Below are 21,750 nucleotides of genomic sequence, written 5' to 3'. Positions count from 1 at the left end.
GGAGTCCAGCCATGGGAGACTGGCTGATCGAGACCGAGCATCTGTGCAAGGATTACCGGCTGGGTAACGTACCGTTGCGTGCGCTCGACGACGTGTCGGTTCGCATCGCCCCTGGCGAGTTCGTCGCCGTCATGGGACCATCCGGATCGGGCAAGTCCACCTTCATGAATCTGCTCGGCTGCCTCGACAGCCCCAGCGGCGGCCTCTACCGCCTCGACGGCCGTGACGTCTCGCATCTTGCGCCCGATGAGCTGGCGGTCGTGCGCAATCGCTTGATCGGCTTCGTATTCCAGGGATTCAATTTGTTGCCGCGCACGCCCTCGGTCGAGAATGTCGAACTGCCGCTCGTGTACGCGGGAGTTTCAGCACCCGAGCGGCGCCGTCGTGCCTTGGTCCGGCTGGCCGAGGTCGGTCTCGCCGAGCGGGCGTGGCATCATCCCTCGCAACTGTCGGGCGGCCAGCAGCAGCGTGTCGCCATTGCGCGCGCGCTGGTCAACGACCCGCTGCTGATCCTCGCCGACGAGCCGACCGGCGCGCTCGACTCGCGCACCAGCGTCGAGGTCATGGCGCTGTTCCAGACCTTCAACGCGCGCGGCATCACGGTTATCCTGGTGACGCACGAACCGGACATCGCCGCCTTCGCCCGGCGCACGCTGCGCTTTCGCGATGGCCGGCTGATGGACGATCGGCCGGTGGCGGCGCCCCGCGTGGCCTCCGAGGTGCTGGCGGGCCGGCGCCCGGCGGAGTCCACGGCATGAACCTCCTGTCGTCCATCCGCATCGCGCTCGCCGCGCTGCGCCTCAACCTGATGCGCAGCGTGCTGACGATGCTCGGCATCATCATCGGGGTGGGATCGGTGATCACCATGATCGCGGTCGGCGCCGGGGCGGAAGCCCGCATCGCCGAACAGATCAACAGCCTCGGCTCCAACCTGATCGTGGTGGTGTCCGGCGCCATCACCTCGGGCGGCGTGCGTCTCGGCTTCGGCACCGAGATGACGCTGAGCGAGGATGACGCACAGGCTCTGGAGAGGGACATTCCCGAAATCCTGGTGGCCGCACCGGGAGTCCGCGGCAGCGCGCAGGTCATCTACGGCAACCTGAACTGGTCGACCGTGATCGTCGGCTCCACCCCCGACTTTCTGACGGCGCGGGATTGGGGCGTCGTCCAGGGCCGGCCCTTCGAGCAGGCCGATCTGGACCGGGCCGCCAAGGTGGCGCTGCTCGGCCAGACGGTGGCCACCACGCTGTTCGGCAACGCCGACCCCGTCGGTCAGATGATCCGCATCAAGAAGGTGCCCTTCACGGTGGTCGGCGTGCTGGACCGCAAGGGGCAGAGCATGCAGGGGCAGGACCAGGACGACACCATCGTCATGCCGCTGAGCACCGCGCGGAACCGCGTTCTGGGAGCCAGCGAGGTGAACCGGCGGGCGGTGGGCGCCATCCTCATCAAGATGCGCGACGGCGTCGACATGCACGCCGCCGAGGTGCAGATCCATGGCCTGCTGAGGCAACGCCACCATCTTCAGCCGGCGCAGGACGACGATTTCTGGCTCCGCAACCTGTCGGAGGTCGCCCAGGCGCAGGAGACCTCGTCGCGCGTGCTGACCCTGCTGCTGGCGGCGGTGGCCTCGGTGTCGCTGGTGGTGGGCGGGATCGGCATCATGAACATCATGCTGGTCAGCGTCACGGAACGCACGCGGGAGATCGGCTTGCGCCTCGCCGTCGGGGCGCGAAGCCGCGATATCCTGAGCCAGTTCCTGATCGAGGCGCTGACCTTGTCCCTGACCGGCGGGCTGACCGGAATCGCCGTCGGCGCGGCGGCCTCCTTCACCATCGGCCATTGGGCGCACTGGCAGACGGAACTCAGCGTGTCGGCCATTCTCCTGGCCGTTGGCTTCGCGGCGGCGGTTGGTGTCTTCTTCGGCTTCTACCCGGCCCGCAAGGCCTCCCGCCTCCAGCCGATCGAAGCCCTTCGCTACGAGTGAACAGGCCAAGGCAGCGGGACGCAGCGTGCAAGGAGACGGGCGGTATGGGAAGCGATCCCGACAGCGTCGCCCTGGCCAGCCAGCCGCTGGACTCCCTCCTCGCCGGGATCGGAAGCACGGCGGGTGGGTTGAGCGGCGCCGAAGCGGACGCGCGGTTGACCCGCTGCGGGTCCAACGACCTTTCGGCGGTGCGGCGGAGGCCGTTGTGGCTCCAGTTCCTCGACCGCCTGCGCAACCCTCTGCTGATCATCCTGCTTCTGGCCAGCGGATTCTCGGCCATGGCCGGCGACTTCTACAGCTTCGCCATCGTCATGGGCATCGTGTTCGTCAGCGTCGTTCTCGACTTCGTTCAGGAAGTCCGTGCCGGCAACGCCATCGAGGACCTGCGCCGCTCGGTTGCGCTGCGGGCCAGGGTCCTCCGCGATGGCCAGGAACGCGTGTTGCCGGTCGAGCGGCTGGTGCCGGGCGACGTCGTGCAGTTGGCCGCGGGCGACCTCGTGCCGGCGGATGCCCGACTGATGGAGGCGCGCGACCTCTTCGTGAACCAGGCGCTGCTGACGGGCGAGCCTTATCCGACCGAGAAGCACGTGGCCGACCTGCCGCACGTCGTCGATCCCGGCGAGGCGACCAACACGCTGTTCATGGGCACGTCGGTCATCAGCGGCACGGGACGGGCGGTGATCCTGCGGACCGGGCGCGCCACCCTGCTCGGCGCGATGGCGCACAGCCTGAGAGCGGCGCCGCCGCCCACCGATTTCGAGATCGGCGTGCGCCATTTCGGTCTGCTGATCCTGCGTGTGACCGTGTTCCTTGTGCTGTTCGTGCTGCTGGCGAACGTGCTGTTCCACCGGCCCTGGCTGGAATCGCTGATGTTCGCGGTCGCACTGGCGGTCGGGCTGACACCGGAATTGCTTCCGATGGTCGTGACGGTGACGCTGGCCCGCGGCGCCCTGCGTCTCGCCGAACGCAAGGTGATCGTCAAGCGGCTGACGGCGCTGCACAATCTGGGAGCCATGGATGTCCTGTGCACGGACAAGACCGGTACCCTGACCGAGGCGCGCATCCGTCTGGTCCGGCACATCGATGCTCAAGGACAAGACAGCGACGAGGTGTTCCGGCTGGCCTGGCTCAACAGCCGCTTCGAAAGCGGCATCCGCAGCCCGCTCGACGACGCCATCCTGGAGCATGGCCAACCGGATGCCGTCGATTGGCACAAACTCGACGAGGTCCCCTTCGACTTCGAGCGCCGGCGCGTCTCCGTCCTTCTGGAGCGCGGCGGACAGCACCTGCTGATCGTCAAGGGGGCGCCGGAGGACGTCCTGCGCCTGTCCACCCATTACGAGCCGGGGCCGGGGGAGCCGAGCGCCTTCGACGCCGAGGCCAGGGCGCGCGTCCGGCGCCTGTTCGAACAGTTGAGCGACGACGGGTTCCGGGTGCTCGGCATCGCCTCGCGCGTGGTCGGGCCGGACCAGCGGGAAGCGCGGGTCACGGACGAGACCGAACTGGTGTTCGCCGGCTTCGCCGCCTTCCTCGACCCGCCCAAGGCCGACGCGGCGGCGGCCGTGCACGCCTTGTCGAAGGCCGGGGTCGCCGTGAAGATACTGACCGGCGACAACGACCGCGTGACCCGGCACGTCTGCCGCGATCTGGGCATTCCCGTGACCGGTCTGATCACCGGCGACGAGCTGCGCGCCATGAGCGAGGAGGCGCTCCGCTTGCGGCTCGCCAAGGTGAATGTGTTCTGCCGGCTGTCGCCGCCGCAAAAGCAGCGCGTGCTGCTGGCGCTGAAGCAGCGCGGTCACGCGGTGGGCTTTCTCGGCGACGGCATCAACGACGCGGCGGCGCTGCACGCCGCCGATGTCGGCATCTCGGTGGACGGCGCCGCCGACGTGGCCAAGGACGCGGCGAGCCTGATCCTGCTGGAGCACGACCTGTCGGTGATCCACGGCGGCGTGCTGGAAGGCCGCCGCACGGTCGAGAACGTCACCAAATACATCCTGATGGGAAGCAGTTCGAATTTCGGCAACATGCTGAGCATGGCGGGCGCCGCGCTGGTCCTGCCCTTCCTGCCGATGCTGCCGATCCAGGTGCTGCTGAACAACCTGCTCTACGACGCGTCGGAGATCGGCATCCCCTTCGACCGCGTCGATCCGGAAACCATCGTCCGCCCAGTCCGCTGGAACATGGATCTGATCCGTCGCTTCATGCTCATCCTGGGGCCGGTCAGTTCCCTGTTCGATTTCCTGACCTTTTATGCCCTGCTGACCATCTTCGGTGCCGGGGAGGCGCTTTTCCAGACCGGCTGGTTCGTGGAATCCCTGGCGACCCAGGCGCTGATCATCTTCGTCATCCGGACGCGGCGGTCGCCTCTGGTCAGTCGGCCGCATCCACTTCTGGCGGCCTTGTCGGTGGGGATGGTCCTGCTTGCGGCACTCATCCCGCTGAGCCCGCTCGGCCCGCTGTTCGGCTTCGTAAGCCTGCCATTGGCCTTTTTCATCTTCCTGGCGGGGACCGTCGCTGCCTATCTGATTCTGGCCGAGTGCATCAAGCGCTTGTTTTATCGCTGGTTTGGGCGACAGGTGCGACGAGGGGCGATGGCGGCGGGCCGGTTCCCGCACGGACCGTCCAGCCCGCGATCCGAGCACCGAGCGCATGATGCCTGACGATACGATGATTCACGCGGTGCGGCACGAAGCTGCAGCGCAGGGAGGCCGGCCCGAACCGTCGCCGCCATCGATCGCCAGCTATGTGTGGCGCCACAGCGGGAAACACCAAGGCGGGCTGTCGGTCCTATCCGCCATGGTCTTCCTTTTGAGCGTGTGGCCCCATGAAATCCAGAGGCGCATCGTCAACGACGCCATTTCGTCCGGATCGCTTTCGGCGATCATGGGGCTGTCCATCGTCTCTCTCGGCATCGCCATTCTTGAAGGCCTGCTCAAGTTCATCCTGAACCTCTACCGTGGCTGGGTCAGCGAAACGGCGGTGAGGCACCTGCGCATGACGATTCTCCGCTTGTGCGGCCATGCCTCGCAGTCGAGCGCTTCGCATGAACAAGACGGTGTGGCGATCGCACCGGTCCTGTCGGAGGCGGACCCGCGGTCCGGCAAGTCGCCGTCGGTGCCCATTTGACGGGGCGGTCGTTTCAATAGGAGCGTCACCTTTCTTCGGAGAAGGCGTCGCCAAGTCTGCCGAACAACGATGGTTGAAGCGATCATTGGGTCATGGCACGGTTTGCGAGGCCTGACGCCGAAGGCGGAAAGGAACGCCCTTACTCTGGGATCCCTTAATCTGAGATCCCTTAATCTGGGATAAGGCAGCACAGCGACGGGTAGGCAGGATCTCCGAGTCTTTGTCCTTATTTGCATGAAGCGCTCGGGAGGCCCCATGATCAAGAACATCCTCATTCCGGTCGGCGGTCTTCCCACCGATGCGGCGCTTCTGGAAGAGGCCTTCGCGCTGGCACGCCTCTTCGCGGCCCATATCGAGGTCCTGCATGTTCGGCGCGATCCGCGCGATGATCTGCCCTTGTACGGCGAAAGTGTTTCCGCCGAAATCCTCCAGGAGGTCGTCGATGAAGCCGAGCGCAAAGCGCAGAAAACCGCGGCGGCGGCCCGGCGGATGTTCGATGAAATGGTGGCCAGAGCCTCCGCAATCGTGACGGAGCGGCCCGCGGAAGGATTGGCCAAGGGAAACGGCGTGTCGGTTTCTTGGCGCGAGGCGACCGGCCCGACCGCCTGGATCCTGCCGGCACGGGCGCGCTTTGCCGATCTGACCATCCTGGCCAGGCCGGCCGGCGAGCCGGTGGACTTGGAGGTCTCCCAGTGCGTGCTGTTCGAGTCGGGCCGTCCCCTGCTGTTGACCGGCGGTGCCATGGAGCGGCTCGACACCGTCGCCATCGCCTGGAACGGCAGCCTGTCGTCGGTGCGCGCGGTCGCCGGCGCCATGGGCTTCATCTCTCGGGCGCGCAAGGCCTCCATCCTGATCGCGGACGAAGGCCCCATGGATGCCCTGGCTGGCGTGCTCCGGGGGCGGCCACGGCCGCAGCCGCAGCTTTTGGCCGACCACCTCGTCTGGCACGGCGTCCAGGCCACCATCCACAAGGTCGGCCGGGAAGGCCAGCCGATCGGTGCAGCCCTGGTGGAAGCGGCGCACGCTCTGAATGCCGGATTGCTGGTGATGGGTGGCTACGGGCATAGCCGGATGCGGGAGATCATACTGGGCGGTGCCACGCGCCACGTTCTGACGCATCCCACTGGCTGCGCCGTGTTGCTGGCCCATTGACCGGCCAAGCTGGAGTGGCCCTCCTATCACGCGATATGAAGGCGGGAACCGCCTCGCTCGATCTCTTCATAAACCCGAACCTGAAGGTCCGACCAACAGCCTCGACCCGTGAGCCACCTTCAAAGACGGCGAATCACAGCCTCAGCTCCGGCGCAACTCCGATTCACCTTTCATGCACGATGCTCTAATCCTGGCGTTCTTTCGTCACGCCGGAAAAACCTCGGAAGGCTTCGGTCACATCTTTCATGACCTGCGGGAAGAACGCGACACGGCCGGCAAGCGGACCTTCGTTGATTGGCGTGGGGCGGGGGAGCGGACGCGGCAAAGGGGGCGGTTTGCCAGAATTCTTCTCGTCGGTACGGGGAGGCTCATAGAAATGCAGAGCCAACTGGCCGTCGGGTTCGGCAGCGTAGGGAAGTCCGGGCTCGGTCCGGCGCTCCGCACCGGGAAGGACATACTGATCGCCCTGGGCGGTCCTTTCCGTCAACGGCATCCAAGACCCCCCTTTCGCCGGTTAAAGCCTCGTTCAACCTACCAGATTTCAGCCAATCCGCTCTAGGGAATACGGCTGATTATTGAGTGCATGCTGGCGATCGTCGGCGCCACCCCGGCGGACCGGAAGGAACGGATCGACATCCAGGCGCGTGGCCTCGCCATCGGCCTGGACAGCGCTGCTGGGTGCACAAGACCGCCAACGTGCTGAACAGGGTGGCCACGTCCGCGCCGCCGGCGATGAAGCAGGACCTGCGCGAGATCCGGATGGTCCCGGACCGGGAGACGGCGGAAACCTGGCGGCGGCTGCAGGGCGAGAACCGGTTGCCCAAGGTCGTCCACGGCGTCACATTCCGCGACGGCATCGAGGTCATCGAAGCCGTGTCTCAGAACGCCGCCTGACCGCCCCGTCACCCAATCTCCCGCATAGCTCGACGCTGAAATTATTCGCACACGACGACTTCGGCGGACGAGAGGCGATGCAGCAGGTGCCGGCGGCGGCGTTTGTCCGGCGGCAGCAGCTCGTAAAGAAAGGTCTCGATGGGCTTCCAGACCGAGACCCAACCAAGGATGACGAAGCTCTCCTGCAAAATCCGGGTCATCGGGCGAGCCGGAAAATTGTTGGAGATCTGCCAAGCAAGGAAAAGGCAGATGGATAGAACGACAAAACCGATCAAGGCCGCTTGGCGCCACGTTCGGATGGACTCGCGATTCCTTTTCGCCTCGCCCGCAGCACAGGCGGCGAAATGGCCGGTCAGCGCGGCGGCGACATCGAACGGCGGACACCGCGTCATCTCCTTGGCCGGAAGATGGATCACGATGCGAACCGGCTGATTCACGGGCAGTTCCTTCACCCGCCTCAGGAAATACTCCTCGGCGCCCGGCGTCAGAGTGCCTTCGCGGAACGGCGACGGATCGACGCTGTCGAACAACTGCGACAGGTGGCAGAGCCTGATGTCGATGACGTTGTTCTTCGTTTCCACCGGCATCCTCATTTCCCGCGTTCAAGACCGAATGTCCCAAGGCGGTCACACCGCCGATGGACGGGCCGAAGCTGGCTTGCGCACCGTCTCGCGGCGGCTGAACCACGCCACATAGAGCGTCGGAAGGAAGACGAGCGTCAGCAGCGACGCGACAAGGAGGCCGCCCATGATCGCGAAGGCCATCGCACCCCAGAACACCGTGAAGGCAATCGGGATGAGGCCGAGCACGGTAGAGGCGGCGGTCAGCATGATCGGGCGGAACCGGGAGCCGCAGGCTTCGACCACGGCGTCCGGGATGGCTCGTCCGGCGGCCCGCTCCGCCTCGATCTGCTCGATCAGGATCACCGCGTTCTTCGCGATCATGCCGACGAGCGCAAGGACCCCCAATATGGCGACGAAGCCGAGCGGCTGACCGGACGCCAGCAGCGCCAGAACGACGCCGATCAGGCCGAGCGGCACCACGCTCAGCACGATCGCCAGACGCTGAAAGCTGCGAAGCTGGACCATCAGCACGGTCAGCACGAGGAGCAGCATCAACGGGACGACGGCGAAGACCGACGCGCGGCTCTTGGCGCTTTCCTCCGCGATTCCGCCGACCTCGATGCGGTATTCCGGCGGCAGGGCGGTCGACAGGTCGGCGATGCGGGGCGCCAAGGCGTCGATGGCGGATTCCGGCGGGACGCCGGGCGCCACGTCCGCCTGCAGCGTCAGGGTCGGCTGACGACCGCGCCGCCAGACCAGCGGAAGATCCTGGGTGTAGCCGAAGGACGCCAATTGGTTCAGCGGAACGCTCCGTCCGTTCGGCAGGGACACCGGCAGGCTGCGCAGCGTTTCCACCGACAGGGTCTGCCCGCGGGCGTCCCGCGCCAGAACGTCGATCAGATAGATCCCGTCGCGGATCGGCGTGACGGAGCTTCCCGAGACGGCGGCGTTCAGCATGGTGGCGACGGCGGCCGAACTCAAGCCCAGGCGCCGCGCTTCGTCCTGGTCGATCCGCACCCGCAATTTGCGGGCGGTTTCCATCCAGTCGAAGTTGATCCGTCGCGTCTCGGGGAACGTCGCGACAACCTGCGCGAGCTTCATCGCGATCTCGCGCACCTCGCTCGGGTCCGGCCCGACGACGCGGTACTGCAGCGGCCATCCCACGGGCGGCCCGAGTTCCAGCGGGTACACGCGGGCGACGGCGTCCGGGAACTCCTCGGCCAGCAGGGTTTCCAGGCGGGATTGCAGCCGTTCGCGCGCCGCGATGTCCGTGGTCACGACCACCGTCTGGCCGATGAAGGGGTTGGCGAGCTGGACGTTCAGCGGCAGGTAGAAGCGGATCGCGCCGCGCCCGGCATAGCTGCTCCAGCGCGCGACCCCCGGCTCCTTGGCCAGCAGCGCGTCGAACCGCTCGACCGCCTCGCGCGTGGCGTGGATCGAGGCGTTCTGCGGCAGGCGGAGATCGACCAGAAGCTCGACCCGGTCCGACGGAGGGAAGAACTGCCGCGGCACGAGACCCAGCGCCAGGATCGCGGCGACGAACAGGCCGAGCGTCGTCGCGATCGTTACTCCGCGGAACCGGATCGCCGCGTTCAGAACACGGCGGTACAGCCGCAGCACGGCGCCGGGCTCTCCGCCACGACCCGGCTTGGGCGGCCGCAGCAGCATCATGCCCAGGACGGGTGCGAAGACGGTCGCGACGAGCCAGGACGCGATCAGAGCGATGCCCACGACGGCGAAGATGGAGAAGGTGTATTCGCCGGCGGAACTCTGCGCGAACCCGATCGGCACGAAACCGGCGATGGTCACCAGCGTGCCGGACAGCATCGCGATGGCCAGGGCCTTGTAGGGATACACGGCGGCGACCTCCATCCGGTCGCCGGCGGCGAGCCGCCGGGTCATCGCGTCGATGGTGGTCATGGCGTCGTCCACCAGCAGGGCGAGCGCGATGATCAGCGCGCCCAGCGAGATGCGCTGGAGGTCGATGCCGAGGAGATCCATCGCGGCGAAGACGATGGCCAGCGTCAAGGGAATCGTGATCGCGACGATGGCGCCCGCGCGCAGGCCGAGCGCGACGAAGCTGACGATCAGCACGATGACGACGGCCTGCCACAGCGACGTGATGAAGTCGGAGATCGCCTCGTCGACCGTGCGCGCCTGATCGGCCACCAGATGCGCCTCGATCCCCATCGGCAGGCCGGCGCCGATGCGCGCCATCGCCGCCGAGACGTTCCGGCCCAGGGCGAGGATGTCGCCGCCCGGACGCATCGCGATGGCGAGCCCGATCGCCGGCTCGCCGTTCACCCGGAACAGCGGCTGGGGCGGATCGGCCAGATCGCGGCGCACCTCGGCCAGATCGCGCAGGCGCAGCATGCGCCCGCCGGCCACGAAATTGACGTCGAGGATGTCCTGCTCCGACGCGAAGGCGCCCGAGACCTGCAGGGACAGCGCCTCCTTGCCGGTGCGCAGCACGCCGGCCGGGCGCACCGCATTCTGCGCCTGCAAGGCGGCGATCAGGGCGCCGGGCTCGACCCCCAGCCCCGCCAGCGTCTCCAGCGAGAAGTCCACGTAGACGCGCTCGTCCTGCTCGCCCAGAAGCTCGATCTTCGAGACGTCCGGGATGAGCAGCAGGCGCGAACGGACGTCTTCGACGGCGTCGCGCAGTTCACGGTGCGTGAACCCGTCGGCGGTGAAGCCGTAGATGATGCCGAAGGTGTCGCCGAAGTCATCATTGAAGCCGGGACCGAGGACGCCCTGCGGAAGGGTGTGGCGCATGTCACCGACCCTCTTGCGCACCTCGTACCAAGTGTCGCTCACCGCGCGGCCCTGGGTGCTGCCGACCAGATCGACGAAGATCACGGCCGTTCCGGGAACCGTGTAGCTGCGCAGCGTGTCGAGGTTCGGCACCTCCTGCAGCGTCCGTTCGATCCGCTCGGTCACCTGCTGGAGCGTTTCGTCCAGGGTGGCGCCCGGCCACTGCGCCTGCACCACCATGGTGCGGATGGTGAAGGCCGGGTCCTCCGCCCGGCCGAGCTTCAGGAACGCGAGGGTTCCAGCCAGGACGACTCCGATCATCAGGAAGAGGACCAGGGAGCGGTTCCGGATCGCCCACGCGGAAAGATTGAAGCCGCTCATGGCCCGGCCCCGAGCATGCGGACCTTCTGCCCCGGCCGCAACGCCTGCACGCCCGCGGTGACCACGACCTCGTCGGCTTCGAGGCCGCGCGCGACGATGACCCGGGCGAGGTCGTAGCGTTCGAGGTCGATGTTGCGCAACGCGACGGTGCTCGTCGCCTGATCGACGATCCAGACCGCCGGCTGCCGGTTCGCCTGCGTCAGCGCCGTTGCGGGAATCTCGAAGCCGCCCACGCCGCCGGTCCGGATCGACCCGGTGACCGTCGAGCCGAGGCGCATCGCGTCGGGCGGGTCCTGAAGGCCGACCCGGACCGTGAAGGTGCGGGTCACCGGGTCGGCCTGCGGTGCCACTTCGCGCACGCGCCCCATGGTCTGCACCGCGGGGTCGGAGGTCAGGGCCACCGTGACGACCGGGTTGGCCGGGGCGATCCGGAACACCGGTGCCGGAACGTCGAAAACGGCGTCCCGCCCGTCCCGGCGGGCCAGATGCACGATCATGCGGCCGGCCGCCACCACCTCGCCGGGTTCGGCGCCGCGGGCGGTGACCGTGCCGGGACCGTCGGCCACCAGCTCCGTGTAGCCCAGATGATCCTTCGCGGTGTCGAACTGCGCCTGCGCCGCATCGACCTGCGCCACCGCCGCCTTCAGCGCCTGCGCCGCTGTGTCGTAGCGGGCGCGGGTCGTCCAGCCCTGGCCCAGGAGGGTTGCCTGCCGCTCGTAGTCGTTGCGTGCCAGCGTCTGCTGTCCCATGGCGGCGCTCAGGTTCGCCTGCGCCGTTCTCAGGGCGTTGCGTGCCGGTTCGGGGTCCAGGCGCGCGATGGCTTGCCCCGCTTCGACCTGATCGCCGACATTCACCAGGCGCTCGATCATCCGCCCGTCGATGCGGAACGCGAGGTTGACCTCGTCCTGCGCCTGGATCTGGCCGGACAACGACAGGGTCTCGCCACCCTCGTGCTTGATGACCGTCACCACCCGCACGGGGCGGACCGGGTCCGCGGCGGGTTCCTCGCCGGAACCGCATGCCGCGAGCAGGATCGACGGCGCGACGGCGAACAGAGCCCATCGGCGGCGTGCGCGTTCGGCTCGTTTGTGGTTCACGGATTCCCCCATTTTTTCGGCGTCCGGCGATCCCGATGTGACGTTCGCCCTAGATTCCGAGGCGCTTGAGCAGGCTGGCCAGAACGATCAGGACGACCAGGGCGAGCATCGGTATGGCGGCGGCGACGACGAAGACGTCGCCATAGGAGTCGCGATGGTTGAGCCGGCAGACGGTGAGCAGCGTGATGACGGCGCCGTTGTGCGGCAGCGCGTCGAGCGCACCCGAGGCGACCGCCGTCACCCGGTGCATCACGTCGAGCGAAAAGCCGGACGTGTGCGCCATGTCCACGAAGGCGGGGCCGAGCGCGTCGAGCGCGATGCTCATGCCGCCGGACGCCGAGCCGGTCATCGCGGACAGAACCGCCACGGACGCCGCGACCGACACCAGGGGGTTGCCGCCGCCGATGGCAAGAACGGCGTGGCTGATCGTCCCGAAGATCGGAAGGGCGGCGATCACCGCGCCGAAGCCGACGAGGCTCGCCGTGCTGAAGATCGGCAGGACCGAAGCGTCGGCGCCCCGGTCCAGGCTCGTGCGCAGATCGCCCAGACGGTTCCAGTTGCCGGCGATCAGAAGAAGGATGGCGAGGAACAGCGCCACGATGACCGCCCATACGCCGCGCACGGCCTCGATGGTCGTGGCCCCGAACCGCGGCTCGGCGAGGAAGGCGGTGTCCATCCGGGGAGCGACGACCTGGACGAACAGGAAGTTGCTGGCAATGACCACGACGATCGGCAACACGGCCAGCGCGGCGGGGGGCAGGGCCTCCGTGTCGGCGCGTCCCTGCGGGGCGGGTTCGGCGGAGAGTTCGGCGATGTCGAATCCCTCGCATTGCGCGCGTTCGCGCACCACGCGATCCAGCTCCGGGGGACCGTCGACATGGTCGCCGTACCCCTCGCCGGAGGCCTTCGCGGTGGCGGCGCGCCGGTCCAGCCACAACACGCCCAGCGCGAACATCACGAGCCCACTGACGATTCCGAGGCCCGGCGCGGCAAAGGCCGTGGTGCCCAGGAAGGGCATGGGGATCGCATTCTGGATCGCCGGCGTTCCCGGCAGGGCCGACATGGTGAAGGTGAAGGCGCCCAGCGCCAGGGCGCCCGGTATCAGCCGCTTCGGGATGTCGGCGTCGCGGAACAGGGCGGCGGCCACGGGGTAGATCGCGAAGGCGACGACGAAGGCCGACACGCCGCCGTAGGTCAGGACGGCGCAGCACAGCACCACCGACACGACCGCACGGTCCGGTCCCAGCCGGGCGCTGACCAGCCGGGCGAGGGATCGCGCCGACCCGGTGTCGTCCATCAGCTTGCCGAAGATCGCCCCAAGCATGAACAGGGGAAAGAAGGCGATGATGAAGGAGCCGGCGTTGGTCATGAAGATCTGGGTGTAGGCGCCGAGGATCGGCAGGCCGCCGGTCAGCAGGGCGGCGAGCAGCGCGGCCGCCGGTGCGGCGATCAGCAGGGTCACGCCGCGATAGGCCAGAACGATGAGCAGCGCGAGCGCGACGAGGACGAAGGCGAGATCGATCATGGCGGTGGCTCCGTGGGGGCCTGCTCAGGGGGCTCCGTGCGAAGGCGGTTGCGGCGGCTCGGGGTAGCGCGCGTCGTAGGGATAGCGGGGAAAGTCCTTGCCGAGCCTCCGCCAGTCCGCCAGCCACCCTTCTGTGACGGTTCGCCCTTCCTCGCGAAGCGTCGCGAAGTAGTCCGGGCAGCGGTTGAATTTCGAGGTGTGCTTGAGGCCCCAGGCGGTGTCGCGGGTCATCTTGATGGTCCGGACTGCGACGATCTTATGATTGTCCAACGGTGGACGCCCGTTCCCGTACCGCTCGATCCATTGGTTGATCGTCATGATGGCGTCCAGTTCCTGGTTGAGCGACAGGTTGCCGGCCAGATCGTTCTCCCGGTCCCGGATGTCCTCGAGACCGATGTTCGGGGAGGCGGGGTGGAATTCCTGGGGATTGATGCGCACGATCCAGATCTCGTCCGGCTTTTCGTCCTTCACCTTCGCGTCGAGAAGGTCGCGCACCGGCGGGTTGCGCGAATACAGGCCATCCCAGTAATACCCGTTGCGGGTGACGGTCCGTCCGGGCACGCAGGTCGGAAACACCATGTCGGGGATGACCTGGGCGGGCAGGACCTCCGGAAGCGTCCCCGACGCCGCCACGCCCGCCAGCGAGATCGCCCGGCGCATGCGCCAGCGGGTGATGTCGTACTGGTTGATCTCCCGGCCGTCCGGCCGCAGACCCTTCTGTTCGAGGGTCTTGTTGGAATCGAACACCTCGAAATTGCCGCTGAGCACCTCGATGGCGCCGGCGAGAATCCGGATGTCGGCTTCGGCCACCCGCGGCCAATCGATCGTGTCGAAATGCGGGCACAGGTCCTTCAGCAACTCCGGAAATCCAAGATATTGCCAACGGGCTCCCATCATGTTGAGGCCGGCCAGTCCAAGTTGACCGACGGGGGAGTAGGGGTTGGACACCGGCAGCGGCAGTCCCTGTGATTTCCACCCCAGTAGGGTGGCGACCAGATGGTTGTGGGCGGCTTCGGCCGGGGTGATCGCGGCGAAGGTCGTCCACAGGAAGTCCAGGCGCTCGATGGCCTTGCCGATGGTGCCGCACGCCGTGTCGGCGGTGTTCGGGGCGAGGCCGTACCAAACCGCCAGCGCGCACAGCGCGCCCGCCGACGTGCCGCTGATCGCGACGATGTCGAAGGTGTCGCCGTCCCGCGGGGTCTCGTCCCAGCCCTGCTTCGTCGTCAGGATGGTTTTCAGGACGCCCCAGGTGAACGCGGCGTGCGTTCCTCCACCCTGGCAGGCGATCGCGACCTTCTTGGTGGCCATGTCTTCACCGCCTTCCAGGGTGTCTAGGGGGACCGGTCGTTGGGCAGCAGGTGGCTTGAGGCGTCCCCGGACGTTTCCGGTGCCAGGGTTTCCTCGATCCGCCCCAGCAGGTAGGGGAAGAAGGGGTTGGACGACATGCGGAGCAGGGCGTCCATGCTGACGATCAAGGCTCCGCGCTCTCCACGGGCGGCGACCGCGCCCAGATGGATGCCGAAATCTTCGTTGGGATCGGGGTGCAGGCCGTAAAGGGAGTCGCTCGTCGGAAACGGAAGGGCGACGTGCGAAAGCGAATAGACGTCGGCGGGATAGATCAGCCCCAGTTCATGCACCTGTTCCGTCGCCGTGCCGGCCTCCATCGTGCGCGCGACCACGTCGGGGCGCTCCGCATCGGCGTTGGTGATGATCGTGGTTCTGAACCGGCGGGGCGGATCGGGCAGGATGCGCGCCAGCATGGTGTCGGACGCCGAACTCAGGAGCGGGCCGAACTTGGTGTTGCGGTTCACGTCGAACAGCACGAGTTCGCTGCCGTTGGCGGGCAGGTGGGCGTACAAGCCGGACAGGATCGCACGCGTGCTGACGGTGAAATCCATCACGGACTGGAAGGTGAGGATCGGCGGAAGGCCGTCCAATCGGCCATGGCCCGCAAGGTTCGCGATTCGGCTCTGAAGAGCCGATGTCAGCAGATGCGACTGCCGTGCGCCGTTGACCGGAAACGAGTTGTACTTGAAGGGGTTGAATTCCGGCACCACGCCGAGCCAGGCGGCCTTAGCGAATGGGGGGAAGATCGCGGGCAAACCGGCCAGCCCGGCGAAGCGCGCGAATGCGGTGATCCCGATCATCGGCGAGATCAGAACGATGCGGTCCGGGCGTTTCAGCCGGGCGTCGTCGAGGGCGTCGAGGGCGTACATCATCGCAAGCGCGCCGCCGTTCGAAAACCCGACGACGTGAAACGGTTGGTCCGGGGCGATTCGCCGCTGCGCTTCCCGTGCCGCCAATCGGGTGGCTGCCAACCAATCCTCCCAATCGATGTCCGTCAGGCCTGCGGGAACCGTGCCGTGGCCGGGCAACCGGATGGCGATGGCGACGAATCCGTACGCCTGATAAAGGCGGGCGATGTGACGAAGGCTGTAAGGGGAGTCGGTCAAACCGTGAAGGAACAGCACCGCTCCTTTGACCGGACCGTCGGGCTCGAGCACATAGGAACGGTTCCAGTCCCGCGAGAACTTCCCAGGGTAGATCGGGCTTCCATCGAAATAACGGTTGACTGGTATGCGCTCCCCTGGGGGCAGTTTCTGGCTGACTTCCGCCCGCACACTGTCGAAGATGGCAGCCTCTGTCTTCATGTATTCGGTCCAGCCGCTGCTCTCCAGATCCTTCCTGTGCAGTTCCTGCGGTACGAAGGTATGCCAAATCTCGAGTGGCAGGCCACGTTGCGAGTCATAGGCGCGCACAAGAAGAAGGACGGCGACACTCACGGCGAGCAGCGTGATTATTCTCCTTAAAAATTTTTGTGCCCACAGTTTCATGAAGATATGACTTTCGAGTTTGGCAGGGTTCGCTTGGCCACCGAAAATCTATAGGAATGCTAACGCAATGATCATGCCGCAACGCGATCGGGCATGCTCATGTTATGCAAAGGGCATTTTTGATGAAAGGCTTCCATATTGACTAATCAGGTCATTCATTATGAGTTATGGCATCACACCCAATTTACGGCAGCCGTTTCGACGAAAATGACTTTATTAAGAACGCAAGTTCTGCGTGATTGATGATGTTTAGTGTATGAATAATTGAACGGGCCGGCGTGATCATAGGAATCGATCTGGGCTGCGCCGCATTCCGCATCGGTGTTTACAACCCGAGTTCGTCCCTCGGATGGAAGGGGGATAGCCCTACGCTGTGCACCGGCTTTGGGTGAAGCGTGGAAGCATCCTGCGGCGTACCCGCTGGACGGCCGAATCGTCATTTTGCGCCGGGAGGATCGTGCCGATGAGACGGTTGATCGCCTCCAACGCCACCTTCGCCTTGTGCTCCGCCGAATGCCGCCTCGGTTTTCCCGTCATCGGGTCCGTCCTTCATCCTGGGCGAACCAAGCTTATCCAAATGTCGGGAAAACGGGACCGGCTCACTCCGTCTCCGCCGTCTCCCGTGGGCGGCTCAGCGCGTAGTGCAGGGACAGGGCGTGGATCTGCTCCTCCGTCAGGTTGCGCACAGCGGCGCCCATGATCCTGGACAGCGGCGTGTCGCCGTGCGCGTCCCTCTGCCAGAGGCGGAGCTGGTCGGCGATGTAGCTCGCGTGCTGGCCGTCGAGGCGGGGATAGCGCGGGTCGCGGTCCTCGCCATGGCAGCCGGAGCAGGCCGGCACGCCGGTGTCGCGGTCGCCGGAATCGGCGAGCCGGGCGCCCAGCTCCAGCAGGGCCGGATCGGCGTCGGCGGGCGGGGGCGGGTAGGGCGCCGCCGTTTGCCCCGCATAGTGGTCGGCGAGAGCACGCAGGATCGAATCGTCCAGCCCGGCGGCCACCGGCTGCATGATGCCGCTGTGCCGGCCCCCCTCGGCGTAGGCCTTCAGCGCGTGGAAGAGATAGTCGGCGTTCTGGCCGGACAGGCGGGGGAAGGCGGCAGTGCTGTCCCCGGGGCCGCCCCCGGCGCCATCATAGCCGTGGCAGCGGGCGCAATTGTCCAGAACCTCGCGAACGGAGCCGTCCAGCATTTGCAGATCGGCCAGGGCCGAGCGGTCGCCGTCGGGCGGCGTTTCCCCGAAGGCGAGGCGGCGGTATTCCTCGGCGCTCATGCCGTCGAGCCGGCGCAGGAAGGCGGCAACCGCCCACGGCTCGTCGTCGCGCGCCTGCGCCGGCCAGGCGGGCATGCCGGCGTATTTGATGCCGTTGTAGGTGATCCAATAGAGCTGCTTGTCCGTCCAGTCCCCGGCATGGCCCGGCAGGAAGGGCGGGGTGGGCAGCATGTGGCGCGAGATCGGGTTGCGCCCGACATCCGGCGCGCCGTGGCAGGGAGCGCAGCCGTCCTCGTAGTGGCCGGCGCCGCGCCGGATCAGCGCCGGGTCGTCGAGGTCGGGCGGATCGCTCACGAAGGCGGCGTGCGTCTCGATGGAACTGCGCATCGCCATGCCGAAGAACCAAGTGACCGGCGGCCAGTGCTCCTTGCTCGCGGCGATGCTGTAGAGCCCCGACCAGGCGAACAGGAAGCCCCCCACCGCTTGGGCGCCCAGAACCAGCCCGATGATCGTCAGAACTCTGCGCATGGATGGGACGCTCCGGCGGTTGAGAGTGTTCGTCTCCGAATGAATGCTCCCCCGATGACCGAAGTTCCGGCGGAACCTGCGGCCTTGCCGTGAGTTTAGCCGTGCAACGACGATGCCCGCCGCCGCGGGCCAACGCCGCGAGGGGGGTGCATGGACCGCAGGTCTGGCCGCAGCGAAGGATGCAGACGGAATTGGCGGGGGGCGGCCCTGGCCGGCGGAATGGGCCTCCTGGCGGCCTGCGAACAGGGTCCGCAATCCGCGCTCCACCCCGCCGGAAGCAACGCCGAGGCGATCCTCGACCTGACATTGCTTCTCGTCGCCGGGGGCGGGGTCATCTTCCTTTTCGTCATGGCGCTGGCGGGGTACGCCGTCATCGCCCGGCCGGAACGCTTCCCCGGAAGCCGCGCTTGGATCATCGGCGGCGGCATCGTCTTTCCCATCGTCACGCTGACCGCGCTTCAGGTCTACGAGTTCGCGGTGGCCCGGCAATTGTCGGACACCGGCGGGGTGGAGCCGCTGCGCATCGAGGTCACCGGCCACATGTGGTGGTGGGAGGTCCGCTACCCTGGTGTGGGGGAGGGGGATGAGGTGTTGCGCACCGCCAACCGCCTCGTCATCCCGGCCGGGCGGCCGGTGGAGGTGGTGGTGACCGCGGCGGACGTCATCCACAGCTTCTGGGTGCCCAGCCTGGGCGGCAAGATGGACATGATCCCCGGCCACGAGAACCGGCTGATCCTGGTCGGGGAGCGGCCCGGCACCTACCGCGGCCAGTGCGCCGAGTACTGCGGCGCCCAGCACGCGCTGATGGCCTTCGACGTGGTGGTGGAGCCGCCCGAGCGTTTCGAGGACTGGCTGGCCGCCGAGCGCCGCCCCGCCGCTGAACCCGACGGGCCGCAGCAGGCCGCCGGGCGCGACGCCTTTCTGCGTGCCGGCTGCGGGGCCTGCCACACGGTGCGCGGGACGCCGGCCAACGGGGCGGCCGGGCCGGACCTGACCCATGTCGGCGGGCGCGGCGCGCTGGCCGCCGGGACGCTGCCCAACACGCCGGAAGCCCTGGCCGGCTGGATCGCCGGGGCGCAGCACATCAAGCCGGAGAACCGCATGCCGTCCTTTCCGATCCTGGGCGGCGACGATCTGCACGCCATCGCCGTCTGGCTGGAGAGCCTGAAATGACCCCGCCGCTCGACGATGCCGCCCTGCCCAACCGCCTGCCGCGCCCGCCGGAGGAGTTGGAGGCGCTGAAGCGCGCCTGGAAGCCGACCTCCGGCCTCGGCCTGCTGAAGGAGGTGAACAACAACATCATCGGGGTGATGTACATCGGCACGGCGCTGCTGTTCTTCGTCATCTCGGGCACGCTGGCGCTGGTCATGCGGACGCAGCTCGCCGTGCCGGAAAACGACGTGCTGGGGCACAGCCTCTACAACCAGTTCTTCACCGTGCACGGCACGGGCATGATGTTCCTGTTCGCCGTGCCCATCGTCGAGGCCATCGGCGTCTTCCTGCTGCCCTCCATGCTGGCGGCGCGCGACCTGCCCTTTCCGCGGCTGTCGGCCTTCGCCTTCTGGGCCTACCTGTTCGGCGGGCTGGCCTTCTTCTGCTCGCTGATCTTCGAGGTGGCGCCGGACGGCGGCTGGTTCATGTACCCGCCGCTGACCAGCATGAAGTTCTCGCCGGGCATCAACGCCGATTTCTGGCTGCTCGGGATCGGCTTCATCGAGATTTCGGCCATCGCCGGGGCCATCGAGATCATCGTCGGCATCCTGCGCACCCGCCCGCCCGGCATGACGCTGGACAAGATCCCGGTCTATTGCTGGTCGATGCTGGTCATGGCGGGGATGATCGTCTTCGCCTTCCCGGCGGTGATCGTCGCGACCGCGCTGCTGGAGATCGAGCGCGCCTTCGACTGGCCCTTCTTCATCGCGGAGCGGGGCGGCGACCCGCTGCTCTGGCAGCACCTGTTCTGGTTCTTCGGCCATCCGGAGGTCTACATCATCTTCCTGCCGGCGGCGGGGCTGGTGTCGATGATGGTGCCGACGCTGGCGCAGCGGCCGCTGGTCGGCCACGACTGGGTGGTGGTGGCGCTGGTCGGCACCGGCTTCTTCAGCTTCGGCCTGTGGGTGCACCACATGTTCGCCACCGGTATCCCGCCGCTGAGCCTGAGCTTCTTCTCAGCCGCCAGCATGGCCGTGTCGGTGCCCGCCGGAATCCAGGTCTTCGCCTGGATCGCCACGCTGGGCAAGGGGCGGCTGCAATGGACGGTGGCGACGTGGTTCCTGCTGGGCTTCCTGTTCATCTTCGTGGCCGGCGGCCTGACCGGCGTGATGGTGGCGGTCATCCCCTTCGACTGGCAGGCCCATGACAGCTACTTCGTGGTGGCGCACCTGCATTACGTGCTGATCGGCGGCATGGTCTTCCCGGTCTTCGCCGGGCTGTACCACTGGTGGCCGACGCTGAAGGGCACCATGCTGTCGGAGCGGCTGGGGCGCTGGGCCTTCTGGATGATGTTCATCGGCTTCAACGTCGCCTTCTTCCCCATGCATGTCAGCGGCCTGATGGGCATGCCGCGGCGCGTCTACACCTACCCGGGGGATCTCGGCTGGAACGTCCTGAACATGGTCTCGACCGTCGGGGCCTTCGTGATGGCCTTCGGCGTCCTGCTGGTGCTGATCGACATGGCGCGCGACGCCTTCGGCCGGGGGCGCCCGGCGCCGGAGAATCCGTGGAAGGCGGGGACACTGGAGTGGATTCCGAACGACGACTACGCAACGCGCAGCATCCCGCACGTCCGCTCCCTCTACCCGCTGTGGGACAACCCGACCCTGTCGCGCGAGGTGCAGGAGGGTGCCCATTATCTGCCCGGCGCCCCGACCCGCCGGCGCGAGACCATCGTGACCAGCCCGATCGAGGCCCGGCCCCAGTATCTGATGCCGATGCCCGGCCCGCATTGGAGCCATTTCCTGGCCGGGCTGTTCACCGCCGCCCACTTCATCTGTCTGGCGGTGCAGCTCTACTGGGTGTCGCTGGTGCCGGGGGTGTTGGCCATCGCCTCGGTCTTCTGGTGGGTGTGGAGCCTGGACAAGGGCGCCGACCACCCGCCGCAGGACGTCGGCGGCGGCTGGCGCGTGCCGGTCTATCTCCAGGGATCGGAGAACCATTCCTGGTGGGGGACGGCGGTCCTGCTGCTGGTGGACGGGACGGCCTTCGCCTGCCTGTGCTTCACCTACGTCTTCCTGTGGACGGTCAGCCCGGACGTCTGGCCGGTGGGCACCGACGCCCTGCCGGGGCTGGGGTGGCTGTTCGGCGAGGCGGCGCTCTGGGTCGTGGCGGCGGGGGCGATGCTGCTGGCGAGCCGCGCCGTGGCCGGCAACCGCTCCTGGGCGATGCGGGGCCTCCTGCTCGCCGGTCTCCTGCTGATGCTGGCCGCCGCGGTGGCCGAGCCCTACAACCACATCGGCAGCGGCCTCGTGGCGTCGGAGAGCGCCTACGGCGCGATCGTCTACATGCTGGCCTCCTGGCAGGTCTTTCACGTCGTGATCCTGGTCCTGATGACCGGCTTCACGCTGGCGCGCTCCTTCGCCGGATTGCTGCACGCGCAGCGCCGGGTCACCTTCGACAACGTGATGCTGGTGTGGCTCTACACCTGCGGGCAGGGCGTGGTGTCGCTCCTGCTGGTGCATCTGTTCCCGCGGCTGGCCGTGTGA

Annotated in this window: 15 protein-coding genes and 1 pseudogene; 8 read left to right on the top strand and 8 right to left on the bottom strand. The window is 67.3% G+C overall.

Annotated elements, in window-relative coordinates; translation table 11 throughout:
• Positions 1-11: 11 nt before the first annotated feature.
• The 5 genes from DS837_RS19875 to DS837_RS19855 all read left to right on the top strand — a co-directional run bounded on the left by DS837_RS19875 (position 12) and on the right by DS837_RS19855 (position 6,268).
• A complete protein-coding gene (locus tag DS837_RS19875; RefSeq protein WP_149166347.1) occupies positions 12-758 on the top strand; it encodes an ABC transporter ATP-binding protein in 747 nt (248 codons plus the stop codon).
• Positions 755-1,987 (top strand): ABC transporter permease, encoded by a 1,233-nt coding sequence (locus DS837_RS19870; protein WP_149166346.1) that lies wholly within the window; start codon positions 755-757, stop codon positions 1,985-1,987. The genes DS837_RS19875 and DS837_RS19870 overlap by 4 nt, the downstream gene beginning before the upstream one ends.
• Positions 1,988-2,031: 44 nt before the next feature.
• Positions 2,032-4,650 (top strand): magnesium-translocating P-type ATPase, encoded by a 2,619-nt coding sequence (gene mgtA / locus DS837_RS19865; protein ID WP_149166345.1) that lies wholly within the window; start codon positions 2,032-2,034, stop codon positions 4,648-4,650.
• Complete coding sequence (locus tag DS837_RS19860; protein WP_149166344.1) at positions 4,640-5,116, top strand: 6TM ABC transporter family protein; 477 nt, start codon at positions 4,640-4,642, stop codon at positions 5,114-5,116. Before mgtA ends, DS837_RS19860 begins: the two co-directional genes overlap by 11 nt.
• Before the next feature lie 255 nt (positions 5,117-5,371).
• Positions 5,372-6,268 carry a universal stress protein gene (locus tag DS837_RS19855; RefSeq protein WP_170295913.1) on the top strand — a complete coding sequence of 299 codons (897 nt, stop codon included), beginning with the start codon at positions 5,372-5,374 and terminating at the stop codon, positions 6,266-6,268.
• Between the two features lie 184 nt (positions 6,269-6,452).
• Here DS837_RS19855 and DS837_RS19850 read toward each other — a convergent pair whose 3' ends face one another.
• A complete protein-coding gene (locus tag DS837_RS19850; RefSeq protein ID WP_149166342.1) occupies positions 6,453-6,761 on the bottom strand; it encodes a hypothetical protein in 309 nt (102 codons plus the stop codon).
• Between the two features lie 84 nt (positions 6,762-6,845).
• On the opposite strand from DS837_RS19850, the pseudogene DS837_RS19845 reads away from it, so the two are divergent.
• Positions 6,846-7,162, top strand: a pseudogene (locus DS837_RS19845) (hypothetical protein); the annotation flags it as partial.
• A gap of 41 nt (positions 7,163-7,203) precedes the next feature.
• Here DS837_RS19845 and DS837_RS19840 read toward each other — a convergent pair.
• The 7 genes from DS837_RS19840 to DS837_RS19810 all read right to left on the bottom strand — a co-directional run bounded on the left by DS837_RS19840 (position 7,204) and on the right by DS837_RS19810 (position 18,049).
• Positions 7,204-7,749 (bottom strand): hypothetical protein, encoded by a 546-nt coding sequence (locus tag DS837_RS19840; RefSeq protein WP_247890039.1) that lies wholly within the window; start codon positions 7,747-7,749, stop codon positions 7,204-7,206.
• Between the two features lie 39 nt (positions 7,750-7,788).
• Positions 7,789-10,860 (bottom strand): efflux RND transporter permease subunit, encoded by a 3,072-nt coding sequence (locus DS837_RS19835; RefSeq protein ID WP_149166339.1) that lies wholly within the window; start codon positions 10,858-10,860, stop codon positions 7,789-7,791.
• A complete protein-coding gene (locus tag DS837_RS19830) occupies positions 10,857-11,957 on the bottom strand; it encodes an efflux RND transporter periplasmic adaptor subunit (RefSeq protein WP_211102339.1) in 1,101 nt (366 codons plus the stop codon). The genes DS837_RS19835 and DS837_RS19830 overlap by 4 nt, the downstream gene beginning before the upstream one ends.
• A gap of 49 nt (positions 11,958-12,006) precedes the next feature.
• Positions 12,007-13,482, bottom strand: a complete 1,476-nt coding sequence (locus DS837_RS19825; protein ID WP_149166337.1) for a GntP family permease — start codon at positions 13,480-13,482, stop codon at positions 12,007-12,009.
• 24 nt (positions 13,483-13,506) lie between these two features.
• A complete protein-coding gene (locus DS837_RS19820; protein ID WP_149166336.1) occupies positions 13,507-14,790 on the bottom strand; it encodes a patatin-like phospholipase family protein in 1,284 nt (427 codons plus the stop codon).
• 23 nt (positions 14,791-14,813) lie between these two features.
• Positions 14,814-16,316, bottom strand: coding sequence for an alpha/beta hydrolase (locus tag DS837_RS19815; protein ID WP_149166335.1), 1,503 nt, complete (start codon positions 16,314-16,316; stop codon positions 14,814-14,816).
• A 599-nt stretch (positions 16,317-16,915) separates the two neighbouring features.
• Positions 16,916-18,049 carry a c-type cytochrome gene (locus DS837_RS19810; RefSeq protein WP_149166334.1) on the bottom strand — a complete coding sequence of 378 codons (1,134 nt, stop codon included), beginning with the start codon at positions 18,047-18,049 and terminating at the stop codon, positions 16,916-16,918.
• 219 nt (positions 18,050-18,268) lie between these two features.
• On the opposite strand from DS837_RS19810, the gene coxB reads away from it, so the two are divergent.
• Together coxB and ctaD are read left to right on the top strand one after the other, a co-directional pair.
• Positions 18,269-19,222: a cytochrome c oxidase subunit II gene (coxB, locus tag DS837_RS19805; protein WP_247890038.1), complete on the top strand. Its 954-nt coding sequence runs from the start codon at positions 18,269-18,271 to the stop codon at positions 19,220-19,222.
• On the top strand, positions 19,219-21,750 hold the full coding sequence (gene ctaD, locus DS837_RS19800; protein WP_149166332.1) for a cytochrome c oxidase subunit I: 2,532 nt from the start codon (positions 19,219-19,221) through the stop codon (positions 21,748-21,750). Before coxB ends, ctaD begins: the two co-directional genes overlap by 4 nt.

Origin of the sequence: Azospirillum brasilense (assembly GCF_008365405.1) — a bacterium.
In the GTDB taxonomy this organism is placed as follows: Bacteria; Pseudomonadota; Alphaproteobacteria; order Azospirillales; family Azospirillaceae; genus Azospirillum; species Azospirillum brasilense_D.
Note: the sequence above shows the minus strand (reverse complement) of the source record. Positions and strands in the feature narration are given on the sequence as shown.

What these genes read in the sequence shown, in the direction of transcription:
- DS837_RS19875 (WP_149166347.1), top strand. Translation starts at nt 12, where the DNA reads ATGGGAGACTGGCTGATCGAGACCGAGCATCTGTGCAAGGATTACCGG.
- DS837_RS19820 (WP_149166336.1), bottom strand. Translation starts at nt 14,790, where the DNA reads ATGGCCACCAAGAAGGTCGCGATCGCCTGCCAGGGTGGAGGAACGCAC.
- DS837_RS19855 (WP_170295913.1), top strand. Translation starts at nt 5,372, where the DNA reads ATGATCAAGAACATCCTCATTCCGGTCGGCGGTCTTCCCACCGATGCG.
- DS837_RS19825 (WP_149166337.1), bottom strand. Translation starts at nt 13,482, where the DNA reads ATGATCGATCTCGCCTTCGTCCTCGTCGCGCTCGCGCTGCTCATCGTT.
- ctaD (WP_149166332.1), top strand. Translation starts at nt 19,219, where the DNA reads ATGACCCCGCCGCTCGACGATGCCGCCCTGCCCAACCGCCTGCCGCGC.
- DS837_RS19850 (WP_149166342.1), bottom strand. Translation starts at nt 6,761, where the DNA reads ATGCCGTTGACGGAAAGGACCGCCCAGGGCGATCAGTATGTCCTTCCC.
- DS837_RS19810 (WP_149166334.1), bottom strand. Translation starts at nt 18,049, where the DNA reads ATGCGCAGAGTTCTGACGATCATCGGGCTGGTTCTGGGCGCCCAAGCG.
- DS837_RS19870 (WP_149166346.1), top strand. Translation starts at nt 755, where the DNA reads ATGAACCTCCTGTCGTCCATCCGCATCGCGCTCGCCGCGCTGCGCCTC.
- DS837_RS19840 (WP_247890039.1), bottom strand. Translation starts at nt 7,749, where the DNA reads ATGCCGGTGGAAACGAAGAACAACGTCATCGACATCAGGCTCTGCCAC.
- mgtA (WP_149166345.1), top strand. Translation starts at nt 2,032, where the DNA reads ATGGGAAGCGATCCCGACAGCGTCGCCCTGGCCAGCCAGCCGCTGGAC.
- DS837_RS19860 (WP_149166344.1), top strand. Translation starts at nt 4,640, where the DNA reads ATGATGCCTGACGATACGATGATTCACGCGGTGCGGCACGAAGCTGCA.
- coxB (WP_247890038.1), top strand. Translation starts at nt 18,269, where the DNA reads ATGGGCCTCCTGGCGGCCTGCGAACAGGGTCCGCAATCCGCGCTCCAC.
- DS837_RS19815 (WP_149166335.1), bottom strand. Translation starts at nt 16,316, where the DNA reads ATGAAACTGTGGGCACAAAAATTTTTAAGGAGAATAATCACGCTGCTC.
- DS837_RS19835 (WP_149166339.1), bottom strand. Translation starts at nt 10,860, where the DNA reads ATGAGCGGCTTCAATCTTTCCGCGTGGGCGATCCGGAACCGCTCCCTG.